Annotated in this window: 10 protein-coding genes; 9 read left to right on the forward strand and 1 reads right to left on the reverse strand. The window is 70.8% G+C overall.

The features are described 5' to 3' along the window. On the reverse strand, window positions 1-271 hold a 271-nt coding region (locus tag D7Y11_RS36825; RefSeq protein WP_199753891.1), incomplete at its 3' end, for a dihydroxyacetone kinase subunit DhaK. A gap of 286 nt (window positions 272-557) precedes the next feature. On the opposite strand from D7Y11_RS36825, the gene mxcK reads away from it, so the two are divergent. The 9 genes from mxcK to D7Y11_RS36870 all read left to right on the forward strand — a co-directional run. Beyond that, window positions 558-1,781 (forward strand): myxochelin export MFS transporter MxcK, encoded by a 1,224-nt coding sequence (gene mxcK, locus D7Y11_RS36830; protein WP_126936005.1) that lies wholly within the window; start codon window positions 558-560, stop codon window positions 1,779-1,781. 31 nt (window positions 1,782-1,812) lie between these two features. After that, the gene (gene mxcL, locus D7Y11_RS36835) at window positions 1,813-3,093 is read left to right on the forward strand and encodes a myxochelin B biosynthesis transaminase MxcL (protein ID WP_126936006.1); all 1,281 of its coding nucleotides are present in this window, start codon (window positions 1,813-1,815) and stop codon (window positions 3,091-3,093) included. A 155-nt stretch (window positions 3,094-3,248) separates the two neighbouring features. Then, window positions 3,249-4,022, forward strand: a complete 774-nt coding sequence (locus D7Y11_RS36840; protein WP_126936007.1) for a 2,3-dihydro-2,3-dihydroxybenzoate dehydrogenase — start codon at window positions 3,249-3,251, stop codon at window positions 4,020-4,022. Between the two features lie 86 nt (window positions 4,023-4,108). Next, window positions 4,109-5,398 carry an isochorismate synthase DhbC gene (gene dhbC, locus D7Y11_RS36845; RefSeq protein ID WP_121755425.1) on the forward strand — a complete coding sequence of 430 codons (1,290 nt, stop codon included), beginning with the start codon at window positions 4,109-4,111 and terminating at the stop codon, window positions 5,396-5,398. Further along, window positions 5,395-7,029, forward strand: a complete 1,635-nt coding sequence (locus tag D7Y11_RS36850) for a (2,3-dihydroxybenzoyl)adenylate synthase (RefSeq protein WP_126936008.1) — start codon at window positions 5,395-5,397, stop codon at window positions 7,027-7,029. Before dhbC ends, D7Y11_RS36850 begins: the two co-directional genes overlap by 4 nt. Window positions 7,030-7,043: 14 nt before the next feature. After that, the gene (locus tag D7Y11_RS36855; protein WP_120580366.1) at window positions 7,044-7,949 is read left to right on the forward strand and encodes an isochorismatase family protein; all 906 of its coding nucleotides are present in this window, start codon (window positions 7,044-7,046) and stop codon (window positions 7,947-7,949) included. 43 nt (window positions 7,950-7,992) lie between these two features. Next, on the forward strand, window positions 7,993-12,381 hold the full coding sequence (gene mxcG, locus D7Y11_RS36860; protein WP_126936009.1) for a myxochelin non-ribosomal peptide synthetase MxcG: 4,389 nt from the start codon (window positions 7,993-7,995) through the stop codon (window positions 12,379-12,381). Then, complete coding sequence (locus D7Y11_RS36865; RefSeq protein WP_120580368.1) at window positions 12,378-13,658, forward strand: 3-deoxy-7-phosphoheptulonate synthase class II; 1,281 nt, start codon at window positions 12,378-12,380, stop codon at window positions 13,656-13,658. Before mxcG ends, D7Y11_RS36865 begins: the two co-directional genes overlap by 4 nt. A 112-nt stretch (window positions 13,659-13,770) precedes the next feature. Next, window positions 13,771-14,202, forward strand: a 432-nt coding sequence (locus D7Y11_RS36870) for a TonB family protein (RefSeq protein ID WP_233607505.1), incomplete at its 3' end; no start/stop codon positions are given.

Raw genomic sequence — 14,202 nt, forward strand, 5'->3', positions numbered from 1 at the left:
CCAGTACAGCGTCCGTGCTGGGCGACGTGAACACATCCCCCGCCACCGCCGCGTGCAGCATCCCCGTCCCTACATAGCCCGCGTGTGCCGGCTCGTGGCCGCTGCCCCCACCCGACAACACCGCCACCTTCCTCGCCCCCAACGCCGCCGGCACGTCCGCGAGCACCACCACCGTCTCCCCCTCAAGCAACGCCTGGCCCGGCGCCAGCGCCACGAACCCCTCCAACATCTCCTGGACCACCGCGCGCGGCGCATTGACGAGCTTCTTCACCATCGACTCCTGGGTCGGAACGAACGGAGATGGACTGCGCTCCAATACCGACCCTTCCGCCCCCATTGCAGCCCGTCAAGCCGGACGTACGCCGCAAGGCCGTGGAGAGACGTTTGCGTCACAGAACCCGCTTTCCCATTGACTCCGGAAGATTTATGAGGATGATTCTCATTATCATTCGCTGAGCTGTGACAAAAAACACGGCGGTCTGGCGAGAAGTGCGCCCGGACCCGGCCGAGCCTGGCCTGGCATTGCCGGGCCATGGCCGACGTGTGTCTGGATTCAGGTGATTGTCTTGAGTGCTCCATCCCCCGCCCCGCGTGAGCGCACGCTGCTGTGGCTGCTCGCGGCGGTGCAGTTCACCCACGTCGTCGACTTCATGATGCTGATGCCGCTGGGCCCGTTGCTGATGCAGCGGCTCTCGCTGTCGGCGACGCGGTTCGGAGCGCTGGTGTCCGCGTACACGCTCGCGTCCGCGGCCATGGGCGTGCTGGGCGTGTTCTGGCTGGATCGCCTGGAGCGCAAGCGCACGCTGCTGATGCTCTACGCGGGCTTCATCATCGCCACGCTCCTGTGCGGCGCGGCCACCGGGGCCACGGGCCTGCTCATCGCCCGCACCGTCGCCGGAGGCTGCGCGGGGCTGATGGGCGCCGTCGTCATCGCCATCGTCAGCGACACCGTGCCCGCCGAGCGCCGGGGCCAGGCCATTGGCACCGTGATGACGGCCTATGCGCTGTCCGCCGTCGCGGGCGTGCCGCTGGGCCTGGGCCTCGCGAACCTCGGGGGTTGGCGCGCGCCGTTCATCGTCCTCGCGGCGGTCGCGGGCTTCGTGTGGCTGCTGCTCCTGCGATTCCTGCCGCGCGTCGACGGGCACCTGTCCCAGGCGTCCGGCGCCTCCGCCACCGCGGGCTTCACGCCCCGGCTGGCCATGGGCTGGGGCCTCACCTTCACCGTGGTGTTCGCCAGCTTCCTGCTGATCCCCTACCTGGGCGCCTTCATGGTGGGCAACGTGGGCCTGTCCCTCACGGACCTGCCCTGGGTGTACCTGGCGGGTGGCGCGGCCACCTTCGTGAGCTCGCGCTGGATTGGACGGTTGGCGGACCGCATGGGCCCTGCTCGCGCGCTGGGGCTGCTGCTCGTCGCCACCATGGTGCCGCACCTGCTCTTCACCCACCTGCCTCCGTCTCCGCTGCCGGTGGTGGCCGTCGTGTTCGTGCTCTTCATGACGCTCACCTCCGGTCGCGCCATCCCCACCATGGCGCTGGTCGCGTCGCAGGTGCCGCCGTCCATCCGGGGCCGCTACCTCGCGGTCAACATCGCCGCCAGCGACGGGGCCTCCGGGCTCGCCGCGTGGATGGGCGGACTGCTGCTCACCACCGCGCCGGACGGCACGCTCATCGGCTTCGCGCAGCTGGGCTGGCTGGCCGTGGCCATCTCCGCGCTCGCGCTCGGGCTGTTGTGGACCTTCGTGGGCCGCGCCGTGCGGCTGGACGCGACGCCCGCGCCCTGAATCCCTCTTCACCCCTCACCAGGACCCTTCCATGTCCCAGACAGCACCCCGTCACCCATCCCTGCCTCGCCCCATCGTGGGTGAGCTCAAGCTGGAGCGCTCCAACCAGCTGCTCGCCGAGGCCCGCAAGTGGGTCCCCGGCGTCACGCAGACGATGATGAAGAAGCCGGATCACTTCGCCCCCGGCGCCTTCCCCGTGTTCCTCGCCAAGGGCAACGGCGCCCTGGTGGAGGACGCGGACGGCCAGGAGTACATCGACTTCATCCAGGCGCTGGGCGCCAACATGCTGGGCCACAACCACCCGGCCGTCGCGGAGACCATCCGCAAGCACCTGGCGGAAGGCATCATCCACTCGCTGCCCACGCCGGTGGAGGTCTCCTCCGTGAAGGCGCTGGTGGAAGTGATTCCCGGCGCGGAGATGGCCCGCTTCTTCAAGACAGGCGCGGACGCCACCTCCGCCGCCGTGCGCCTGTCGCGCCACCTCACCGGCCGCGAGCACATCGTCACCGTGGGCTACAACGGCTGGCACGACCACTTCATGTATGACACCCCGGGCGTGCCCCCGACGGTCGCGAAGCTCACCACCCGCCTGCCCCTCTTCACGCCCCCGGACGAGCCCGCGCTCATCGAGCACATCGAGAAGCACGGCGCCCAGCTGGCCTGCGTGCTGCTGGCCATCCCGTACAACCGCACCGTCACCCGCGAGTTCCTCCTCCAGGTGAAGGAGACCTGCGCGAAGCACGGCGTGCTGTTCGTCCTGGACGAGGTCGTCACCGGCTTCCGTCTGGCTTTGGGCGGCGCGCAGCAGTTCTTCAACATCCAGGCGGACTTCGTCACGCTGTCCAAGGGCATCGCCGCGGGCATGCCCCTGTCCGCCATCGCGGGCCCGGAGAAGTATCTGTCGCGCCTGAGTGAGCTCCAGGTGTCCACCACCTTCGGCGGCGAGATGCTCTCACTGGCCGTGTGTGAGGCGGTCATCAAGGAATACCGCACCACGAACTACGTGGAGCACATCGCCGACCTGGGCCGCCGCCTGCGCGACGGCGTCAACGCCCACGCGCGTGAGACGGGCTCCAGCCTGGAGGTCATCGGCTACGACGCCGTGCCCTTCTTCCGCTTCAGCAAGGTCATCCCCGAGCACATCGAGAAGATGATCCCCTTCCAGGCCGGCATGGCTCGCCGGGGCGTCATCCTCCGCCGCGACCTGAACTTCATCAGCGCCGTGCATACCGCGGAGCAGATTGAACACACCATCGCCGCCGCCGGAGAGGTGCTCCGCGAGACGGCCGCCGCCAGGGCCAGCGCCGCCTGAGACTGAAACAATCGCTCAATCACCGCCCGTGAAGCCAGACGTCGGGCGGTTCCCTGCCTCAGCCACCTTGACAGGAATTCGTGACCATGGCACTTCCCGGTCCTGAAAATGAGAATGGTTCTCATTTTCATTCAAAGAATCCAGGCGAGCGGCGGATGGCTTCGATGACGGGACACGCGGTGGTGACGGGCGCGGCGCAAGGCATTGGCGCGGCGGTGGCGCGCAAGCTGGCGCGCACGATGCCCGTCGCGGTGTTCGACCAGAACGCCGCGGGATTGGAGCTGCTGGTGGCGGAGCTGCGCCAGCAGGGACTGAAGGCCACCGCGTTCCCGGTGGACGTGCGCGACAAGGACGGCATCGAGGATGCCATCGCGTCCATCGACTCCAAGCTGGGCCCCATCCAGGTGCTGGCCAACGTGGCGGGCATCCTGCGCATGGGGTCCGTGCTCACGCAGAGCGACGCGGACTGGATGTCCACCTTCGCCGTCAACACCCACGGCGTGTTCCATGTCTCGCGCGCGGTGGCTCGGCACATGGTGCCCCGCCGCTCCGGCGCCATCGTGACGGTGGGCTCCAACGCCGCGGGCGTGCCGCGCATGCAGATGGCGGCCTACGCGGCGTCCAAGGCCGCCTCCACCATGTTCACCAAGTGCCTGGGGTTGGAGCTGGCTGAGCACGGCATCCGCTGCAACGTCGTCTCCCCCGGCTCCACCGACACCGCCATGCAGCGGGGCATGTGGACGGACGAGTCCGGCCTCGCGCGCGTCATCCAGGGCTCGCTGGACACCTACCGCACGGGCATCCCGCTGCGCCGCATCGCCACGCCGGACGACATCGCGGACGCCGTGGTGTTCCTCGCGTCCGACCAGGCCCGACACATCACGATGCACGATTTGTGTATCGACGGCGGCGCCACGCTGGGCGTGTAGCGCGCCCGCGACGTTCGCCTTCTCTCCCTGATTTTCCCTCCCGGGATGGACGCAGGTCCTTCCCCCCAAATCGCCCCGAGTTGAGAATGATTCCTGATACCAAAATCGTTGAACGGCAGACGGACGCGCGGACGGTGGACGGCGTGGTGGGCGCGCCGGCCGTGGCGCGGGAGCCGGAGCAGGAGGCGCTGGCGGCTCGGCTGCTGCGCGACTACGACGCGGGCGGGTTCTTCTTCGCGTCCCCCAAGCGCACCATGCTGGCGCGCGGCGTGTTCGCCACGGTGCCGGACGCGGGCGGGGCGAACTCGCTGGACGGCCTGCCGGAGCGCGTGGCCTCGGTGCTCAACGCCTCGCGGGACGCGGCGCATGACATCCCGGTGGCGGTGGGCGCGGTGCCCTTCGACGGCAAGGTGGCCGCGCACCTGGTGGTGCCCATGACCCTCCAGCGCGCGGGGCCCATGGTGTTCGACGCGGCCGCTGCCGCGCGGTCTCCCCTGGCCGGTCAGTACACGCTGCGGCCCGTGCCGGAGCCCTGCGCGTACAAGGACGGCGTGGCGGCGGCGCTGAAGCTCATGCAGGAAGGCCCGCTGCGAAAGGTGGTGCTGTCGCGCTCCCTGCACGTGGACACCGCGGCGCCCGTGGACCTGCGGCAGCTCTTGCACAACCTGGCCCGGCGCAACCCGCATGGGTACACCTTCGCGGTGGACCTGCCGCAGCACGCGGACGCGGCCCCGGGCGCCGGACGGCGTACGCTCATCGGCGCGAGCCCGGAGCTGCTGGTGGCGCGCTCCGGCCTCCAGGTCCTGGCCAATCCGCTGGCGGGCTCCGCCGCGCGCAGCCCGGATCCGGTGGAGGACACGGCGCGGGCCACGCGGCTGATGGCCTCACCCAAGGACCTGCACGAGCACGCGGTCGTCATCGACGCGGTGGCGGAGGCGCTGCGGCCCTTCTGCAAGACGCTGGACGTGCCCAAGGGCCCGTCGCTCGTGAGCACCCAGACGATGTGGCACCTGTCCAGCCGCATCACCGGTGAGCTGAAGGATCCATCCATCACCTCGCTGACGCTGGCGCTGGCCATGCACCCCACCCCGGCGGTGTGCGGCCACCCGACGGCGCTGGCGCACGAGGCCATTGGCAACATCGAACCGTTCCACCGTGGCTACTACACGGGCACCGTGGGCTGGTGCGACGCGAACGGCGACGGTCAGTGGGCCGTCACCATCCGCTGCGCGGAGGCCGACGAGCGCACCCTGCGGCTGTTCGCGGGCGCGGGCATCGTCGTGGGCTCCACGCCGGAGGCGGAGCTCGCGGAGACCGAGGCCAAGTTCCTCACCATGCTCCAGGCGATGGGCCTGGGCCTCGAGGTGCAGCCGTGAGCACCGCGCGGGAACACCTGCCCGGCTGCCCCACGTGGCCGGAGGACTTCGCCCAGCGCTACCGCGAGGCCGGTTACTGGCGTGGGGAGACCTTCGGTCAGCTCCTGCGCGACCGCGCCCGGGACTTCGGGTCGCGCGTGGCGCTGGTGGGCGGCGCGCACCGCTGGACGTACGCGGAGCTGGACGCGCGCGTGGACCGCATGGCCTCGGGCTTCCACGCCCTGGGCATCCGTGCGCGCGACCGCGTGGTGGTGCAGCTGCCGAACGTGCCGGAGTTCTACGAGGTCATCTTCGCGCTGTTCCGCATGGGCGCGCTGCCGGTGTTCGCGCTGCCAGCTCACCGCGCTTCGGAGATCGGCTACTTCTGCGCCTTCACGGAAGCTGTCGCGTACGTCATCCCGGAGCGCTTCGGTGGCTTCGACTACCGGGGGCTCGCGGAGCAGGTGAAGGCCGCCACGCCCACGTTGAAGCACGTGCTGGTGCTGGGTGACGCGGGTGCGCATACGGCGCTCGGCTCCGTGCCCTCGGAGCCCGTGACGATGGAGGGCCCGTCGCCGTCCGACGTGGCGTTCTTCCAGCTGTCCGGCGGCAGCACCGGCGTGCCCAAGCTCATCCCGCGCACGCACGACGACTACATCTACAGCCTTCGCGCCAGCGTGGACGTGTGCCAGTTCACCGCTGAGACGGTGTACCTGTGCGCGCTGCCGGCGGCGCACAACTTCCCCATGTCCTCGCCCGGCGTACTGGGCACGTTCCAGGTGGGCGGCACTGCGGTGATGGCGCTCAACCCCAGCCCGGACGTGGCCTTCCCGCTCATCGAGCGTGAGCGCGTCACCGTCACCGCGCTGGTGCCTCCGCTGACCATGGTGTGGCTGGACTCGACGCTGGCGAAGAAGCACGACCTGTCCAGCCTGAAGGTCATCCAGGTAGGCGGCGCCCGGCTGAGCGACGAGGCCGCCGCGCGCGTGCGCCCCACGCTGGGCTGCGGACTCCAGCAGGTCTTCGGCATGGCCGAGGGCCTGGTGAACTACACGCGGCTGGATGACCCGGAGACGCTCATCGTCACCACGCAGGGCCGCCCCATGTCGGACGCGGACGAGCTGCGCGTGGTGGACGACGACGACGTGCCGGTGGCGCCCGGCGGGACGGGGCACCTGCTCACGCGCGGGCCGTACACCATCCGCGGCTACTACAAGGCGGAAGCGCACAACACCAAGGCCTTCACCACGGACGGCTTCTACCGCACGGGCGACCTGGTGCGCCTGACGCCGGAGGGCTACCTGGTGGTGGAGGGCCGCGCGAAGGATCAGATCAACCGGGGCGGCGACAAGGTCGCGGCGGAGGAGGTGGAGAACCACCTGCTTGCGCACCCTTCCGTCAGCGACGCGGCGGTAGTGGCCATCCCGGACAAGTTCCTGGGCGAGCGCACCTGCGCCGTCGTCATCCCCCGCGGCGAGGCCCCCGCCCCCTCCGTGCTCAACGCCTTCCTGCGCCAGCGCGGCCTGGCGTCGTTCAAGATCCCCGACCGCATCGAGTTCGTCGCGGCCTTCCCGCAGACGGGCGTCGGCAAGGTCAGCAAGAAAGCGCTGCGCGACAGCCTGCGCCAGTCCCTCTCCACTCCTTCTCCCTGAAACAGGAGCCCTTCATGGCACTGCCTGCCATTGCCCCCTATTCCATGCCCGGCGCGACGGAGCTGCCCCAGAACAAGCTTGCCTGGACGCCCGAGCCCAAGCGCTGCGTCCTGCTCATCCACGACATGCAGCGCTACTTCGTGGACGCCTTCACGCAGGGGCAGTCCCCGGTGACGGAGCTGGTGGCCAACATCCAGCGCCTGCGCCAGCACGCGGTGAAGCTGGGAATCCCCATCGTCTACTCCGCGCAGCCGGGAGACCAGACGGCGGAGCAGCGCGGCCTCCAGCTGGAGTTCTGGGGCCCCGGCGTCCGCGCCGGCCCGAAGCAGCAGATCATCGACGAGCTCACCCCGGCGCAGGACGACACCGTCCTCACCAAGTGGCGCTACAGCGCGTTCCGCAACACGCGCCTGATGGACCTGATGCGCGAGCAGGGGCGCGATCAACTCATCATCTGCGGCATCTACGCGCACATCGGCTGCCTGCAGACGGCCAGCGACGGCTCCATGAGCGAGATCCGTCCCTTCCTCGTCGCGGACGCGGTGGCGGACTTCTCGCTAGAGAAGCACCAGATGGCGCTGGAGTACGCCTCGAAGCTGGTGGCGTTCGTCACCACCACGCAGCAGCTCATGGACGCGATGCCGGTGCAGGCCGCTGGCGCGGCGGTGGACCGCGACCAGCTTCGCGCGGACGTGGCGGAGCTGCTGATGGAGTCCGCGTCCGCGATTGGCGAGGACGAAAACCTGCTCGAACGCGGCATGGATTCCATCCGCCTGATGAGCCTGGTGGAGCGCTGGCGGCAGGGCGGCACGGAGGTGTCCTTCGTGGAGCTCGCGGAGAAGCCCACGCTCACCGACTGGTACGCGCTGCTCGCCGCGAAGCAGCCTGTCGCGATGGCCCCCGGCGCTCGCGCCTCATGACCCGCCCTCGGGGCGGCACCCTTCCCCCTCGGAGTTCCCCGTCATGCTTCCCCCATCCCAGGACAACCGCCCGCTGACCGCGGCCCAGCACGGCATCTGGGTGGGGCAACAGCTCGACCTGAAGAGCCCCGTCTACAACGCGGGGGAGTGCATTGAATTCCGTGGCGCCGTGGATCCCGTGCGCTTCGAGTCCGCCCTGCGCAAGGCGGTGGCGGACGCGGACGCGCTGCACTCGCGCTTCGTCGCGGGCGCGGAAGGTCCGGTCCAGCGCATCGACGCGGGGACGGACTGGACGCTCCAGCACGTGGACCTGAGCGGCGAGGCCGATCCCTGGGCCGCCGCGCAGGAGTGGATGTGGAAGGACCTGGGCCGCACGGTGGACCTGGGCACGGGCCCGCTGTTCGCGCAGGCGCTGCTCACCGTGGGGCCAGAGCGGTCCTTCTGGTTCCAGCGCATCCACCACATCGCCATGGATGGCTATGGCTTCTCGCTGCTCGCCCGGCGGGTGGCGGAGCTCTACACAGCGGACGTGATGGGCAAGGCCGTGCCGGCGGGGTTCAGCCGGCTGGGCCCCGTGCTGGATGAGGACGTCGCGTACCGGAGCGGCGCCCAGCTCCAGAAGGACCGCGACTTCTGGGTGAAGCGCTTCGAGGACGCCCCGGTGCCACCGCTGCTCGCGGAGGCGGCGCCCATGTCGTCGCGCTTCCTGCGGCGCTCGGAGTACCTGCGGCCGGAGCTGATGGCGGCGCTGCAGGCTGGCGCGAAGCAGGCGGGCGTGAGCTGGTCCGACGTGGTGCTGGCCGTGACGGCCATCTACCTGCACCAGCGCACGGGCGCTCCGGAGGCCGTGCTGGGCCTTCCGGTGATGGGCCGGCTGGGTTCGGCGTCTTTGCGCGTGCCGTGCATGGCCATGAACATCGTCCCGCTGCGCATCGCCGTGCGGCCGGACGCGGGGCTGTACGCGCTGGCCCGCGACGTGGCCGCGGAGATGAAGGCCTCGCGCCCGCACCTGCGCTACCGCTACGAGCAGCTGCGGCGCGACCTGCGCCTCGTGGGTGGACAGCGCAAGCTGTTCGGTCCCGTCGTCAACATCATGCCGTTCGACTACGCCCTGGACTTCGCGGGCGTGCCGGGGACGGCGCACAACATCTCCGCGGGTCCGGTGGAGGACCTGTCCTTCGGCTTCCATGCGCGGTCGGGTGGAACGGCCCTGCGCGTGGACCTGGACGCGAACCCCGCCTGCTACACGGAGGCCTCGCTCGAGGAGCACCAGCGCGGGTTCCTCCAGCTGCTGGAGTCGTTGCTCGCGCAGCCTGAGCAGCCGGTGCGGCGTTCCGCGTCGGGCGGGGTCGGCTCCGTGCTGGATGGCGGCCCGGTGCCTCCGGTGCGCCCGGTGCTGGAGCTGCTGAAGGCCCAAGCTGATGTCCGTCCGGACGCGGTCGCGCTGGAGCATGGCCGTTGGCGGATGACCTACCGCGAGCTGGTGACGGCGTCGCAGGCCCTCGCCTCGCGCCTGACCGAGGCGGGCGTGCGGCCCGACACGGCGGTGGCGGTGAAGGTGCCCCGGGGCATCGACGCCATCGTGTCCAGCCTGGGCATCTTGTTCGCGGGCGCGGGCTACCTGCCCATTGATCCGACCGGCCCGGCCACTCGCAACGCGGCCATCCTCCAGGACGCGCGGCCCGCCGTGATGGTGGTGTCCGAGCGCCCCTCGCCCGACACGGATCCGACCGCGCCGGGTGTGCTCGTCGTGAAGCGGCTGGAGCAGGCCGACACCTCGGCGCGGGATTCGACGGCGCACGCCATCCCGCGAGGAGTGCCCGCTGCCCAGCAGCCGGAAGCACGCGATGCGGAGCCCGCGTCGAGCGCTGAGGCGCGGCTTGCGTACGTCATCTACACGTCCGGCTCCACGGGACAGCCCAACGGCGTGCAGATCACGCACGGGGCCCTGGCCCACTTCGTCGCGGGCGCGACGCAGCGCTACAGCGTCGGCCCCGAGGACCGCGTCCTCCAGTTCGCTCCGCTCCACTTCGACGCCAGCGTGGAGGAGATCTTCGTCACGCTGTGCGCGGGCGGACGGCTGGTGCTGCGCACGGACGAGATGCTCCAGTCAGTGCCGCGCCTGATGGAGGCCTGCGCGGATGCGGGCATCACCCTGCTCGACCTGCCCACCGCCTTCTGGCACGAGCTGGCCTACAGCCTGTCCACTGGCGCCGCCCGGCTGCCCGACGCGCTTCGCACCGTCATCATCGGCGGTGAGGCGGCGCTGCCGGAGCGCATCGCCCGCTGGAAGGACGTCGCGGGCGACCGCGTGCACCTGCTCAACACCTACGGCCCCACCGAGGCCACCGTCGTCGCCACCGTCGCCGAGCTCGCGGGGCCGGACGCCCTGCCCTCCGGTGACGAGGTCCCCATCGGCCGCCCGCTGCCCGGCGTCGTCGCGGCGGTCGTCACTCCACAGGGACGTCTGGCCGCCCCCGGCAAGGAGGGCGAGCTGTGCCTGATGGGCGGCGCGCTCGCTCGCGGCTACCTGGGCCGCCCGGAGCTGGATGCTGCCCGCTTCACCCGCCTGGACGCGGTGGAAGGAACGCCCCGCGCCTACCGCACCGGCGACAAGGTGCGCGTGCGCGACGACGGCCAACTGGTGTTCGTGGGCCGCGTGGACGACGAGTTCAAGATCAGCGGCCACCGCATCGACCCGGGCGAAGTCGAAACCGTGTTGCTGAAGTATCCCGGCATCCTTGAGGCCGCCGTCGTCGGACAGGTGCTGCCGGGCGGGTCCCGCCGGCTGTGCGCGCACCTGGTGGCCTCGCCCGAGCCCTCGCCCGCGGAGCTGCGCAAGCACCTGCTCACGGCGCTGCCCGCCCCCATGGTGCCCGGCGCCTTCGCCTTCGCGGAGCGGCTGCCCCGCACCAGCACCGGGAAGATCGACCGCAAGGCACTCCAGAACGCGATGCCCGCGGATGAGAGCGCCGCGCTGCTCGCCTCCGCGACGCCCATGGAGCGCACGGTGCTGGAGGTCTGGGAGCAGGTGCTGGGCCGCGCCGCCACGTCGCTCCAGGATGACTTCTTCGAACTGGGCGGCCAGTCCCTCCAGAGCATCCAGGTGGCCAACCGCCTGGGCATCGCGGTGGGCTGCGACGTGCCCGTGGCCACCGTCTTCAAGCACCCCACCGTGTCCGGCCTCGCGCAAGCGCTCCAGGGCGGAAGCACGGGCGGTGCCGAGGCTGGCGGTCTCACGCCCGCGATGCTCGCGGACGCGGAGCTGGGCGAGGACGTCGTCCCTTCCTCGACGGGAGAGGCCTGGGCGCGCGAGCTGCCGCGCCGGGGCCAGGGCTTCCGTCAGGTCCTCCTCACGGGCGCCACCGGCTTCGTCGGCGCGCACCTGCTCCACCAACTCCTGGCCCGGACGGACGCGCGGATCATCTGCCCCGTGCGCGCCAAGGACGAGGCGCAGGCCATGGACCGGCTGCGCTCGGCGCTGACCGGCCAGAAGCTGCCTGTTGCTGGACTGGAGACGCGGGTGCTCGCGCTGCCGGCGGACCTCTCCCAGCCGCTGCTGGGCCTGGACGCCACGCGCTTCCACGGACTCGCCGCCGAGTGCGACGCCGTCATCCACAACGCCGCCGTCGTCAGCGTGGTGCGCGAGTACGGCAGCCTCCAGGGCGTCAACGTGCGCGGCACGCGCGAGCTGCTCAAGCTGGCCGCCGCCGTCCGCCCCAAGCCCTTCCACTACGTGTCCACGCTGGCGGTGGCGCCGCAGGCGAACCTGTCCCCGGACGTGCCGGAGGCCTTCGTCCCCTCGCACCCCGGGCTTCGCGACGGCTACCAGCAGAGCAAGTGGATCGCGGAGCGGCTGGTGCAACAGGCGTCCGAGCGCGGCCTGCCCGCGACGGTCTACCGACTGGGCCGCGTGGTGGGCGCTCCGGACACCGCGCTCGTCAACACGCAGGACCTGGTGTGGCGCATCGTGCTCGCCGGCCTGCCCGTCCGCGCCCTGCCGCTGTTGGACGTGGGCGAGGTCTGGACGCCGGTGGACTTCGTGGCCAGCGCCATCGTCCAACTCGCGCGCGCGTCGCATCCGGGCGCGGTGTTCAACGTCACGCCCGCCGAGGAAGTGCGCCTGTCCGAGCTCTTCGACTGGGTGCGCGACTACGGCTACCCGCTGGACTTGTGTCACGTGCCGGAGTGGCGCGACCGCGTCGCGAAGGGCTCCGGCGGCCACGACGCCACGCTCGCATTCTTTGATTTGCGCAGCGGGGACTCCACCCCGGCCTTCGGCCTGGGCCCCATCCGCTGTGAACGGCTGCTGGCCGCGCTGGAGGGCACCGACGTCCGCTGCCCTCCCACCGACCGCGACCTCCTCTATCGCTACCTCGACTCCTGCGTCGCGCAGGGAATCCTGCCCCCGAAAGTGACGGCGCTCCCGTGACGAATACTTCCTGGTCCCCCTCCTCCTGGCGGGCGAAGCCGGTCCGCTACATCCCCGACGACTACCCTGACCTCTCCATGCTCGCGCGCGTGGAGGCGGAGCTGGCGCGCCTGCCGCCGCTGGTGCACGCCGAAGAGACCCGCCGCCTGCGCGAAGCCCTGGGCCAGGTGGCCGAGGGCAAGGCCTTCCTGCTCCAGGGCGGCGACTGCGCTGAGAGCTTCAAGGAGTTCTCCGTGGAGAACGTGCGCAGCACCTTTCAGCTCCTGCTCCAGATGGCGGGCGTGCTCACGTTCGCGGGCGGCTGCCCGGTGGTGAAGGTGGGCCGCATCGCGGGCCAGTTCGCCAAGCCGCGCTCCAGCGCCACGGAGACCCTCAACGGCGTCACGCTGCCCAGCTACCGCGGCGACATCATCAACGGCATGGACTTCGACGCCCGCGAGCGGACGCCGGATCCCCAGCGCCTGCTGCGCGCGTACCACCAGTCCGCGGAGACGATGCAGCTGGTGCGGGCCTTCGCGCGCGAGGGCTACACGGACCTGACCCGCCTCCTGGGCCACCGCCCGGAGTCCGAAGGCGCCGTGCGCCCGGTGGACTTCTTCACCAGCCACGAGGCCCTGCTCCTCAACGTCGAGCAGGCCATGACGCGCGTCGATGAGGCCACGGGCGGCTGGTACGACACGTCCGCGCACATGCTCTGGATTGGCGAGCGCACCCGCCAGCTGGACGGCGGCCACGTGGAGTTCATGCGCGGCATCCAGAACCCCATCGGGCTCAAGTGCGGCCCCACGCTGGAGCCGGACGACCTGATCCGCCTCATCGACACGCTCAACCCCCAGGGCATCCCGGGCAAGCTCACGCTCATCGGCCGCTTCGGTTCGGATCAGGTCGCCGCGCGCCTGCCCCGGCTGATGGCCGCCACCCGCCGCCATGGCAGCCCCGTGGTCTGGTCCATCGACCCGATGCACGGCAACACGCACAAGGCCAGCAACGGCTACAAGACGCGCTCGCTGGAGCGGATCCTCGCGGAGGTGATGGGCTTCCTCCAGGTCGCCGCCGCCGAGGGCGTGCACCCCGGAGGCATCCATCTGGAGATGACCGGCCAGGACGTCACCGAGTGCCTGGGCGGCCCGCTGGACGTGTCCGAGGACGACCTCTCCGACCGCTACCACACGCACTGCGATCCGCGCCTCAACGCGGACCAGTCGCTCCAGCTCGCGTTCCGCGTCGCGGACGGCCTGCACACCACGGTGCTCACCCCTCAAGACCGCGCTGCGTGAATTGCCATGCAGTCTTGACAGCTCAGACTTCGTGCGGCTAAACGTCGCGCCGTTGAAAATGAGAACCATTTTCATAATCGCGATCGAGGCGAAGCGCAGGTGGCGGTCCCAGTTGGGCGCGGCACTGCTGTCTTCTATTTGTTTCGGTGGCCTGGCTTACGCGGGCACGACGCAGGCGGAGGATCCGGCGGCCGCGCCCACGGCATCCGAAGCAGCTCCCGCGGCCGCTCCACCGGAGCCCGTCATCGAGCTGCCGAAGCTGCTCCACACCGTGGAGGCGCCCTACCCTGCAGAGGCGGAGCGCGCGCAGCTGGAGGCGAACGTCCGCCTGCGCCTGCGCGTGGACACGCAAGGCGTGGTGACGCAGGCGGAGGTGATGGAGCCCGTGGGCCACGGCTTCGATGAAGCCGCGCGCACCGCAGCGCTCCTGTTCCGCTTCACGCCCGCGAAGCGCAACGGCGCCCCTGCCCCCGCGCGCGTCACGTACACCTACGTCTTCCAGCTGCCCGGCCGCTCCAAGGCCGTGGCCGCCACGCCCCCGCCC

Origin of the sequence: Corallococcus sp. AB018 (assembly GCF_003986945.1) — a bacterium.
Classification (GTDB): domain Bacteria; phylum Myxococcota; class Myxococcia; order Myxococcales; family Myxococcaceae; genus Corallococcus; species Corallococcus exiguus.

Excerpts from the sequence above, each read along its gene's own strand:
- mxcL (WP_126936006.1), top strand. The coding sequence starts at position 1,813 with ATGTCCCAGACAGCACCCCGTCACCCATCCCTGCCTCGCCCCATCGTG.
- D7Y11_RS36840 (WP_126936007.1), top strand. The coding sequence starts at position 3,249 with ATGGCTTCGATGACGGGACACGCGGTGGTGACGGGCGCGGCGCAAGGC.
- dhbC (WP_121755425.1), top strand. The coding sequence starts at position 4,109 with ATGATTCCTGATACCAAAATCGTTGAACGGCAGACGGACGCGCGGACG.
- D7Y11_RS36855 (WP_120580366.1), top strand. The coding sequence starts at position 7,044 with ATGGCACTGCCTGCCATTGCCCCCTATTCCATGCCCGGCGCGACGGAG.
- mxcG (WP_126936009.1), top strand. The coding sequence starts at position 7,993 with ATGCTTCCCCCATCCCAGGACAACCGCCCGCTGACCGCGGCCCAGCAC.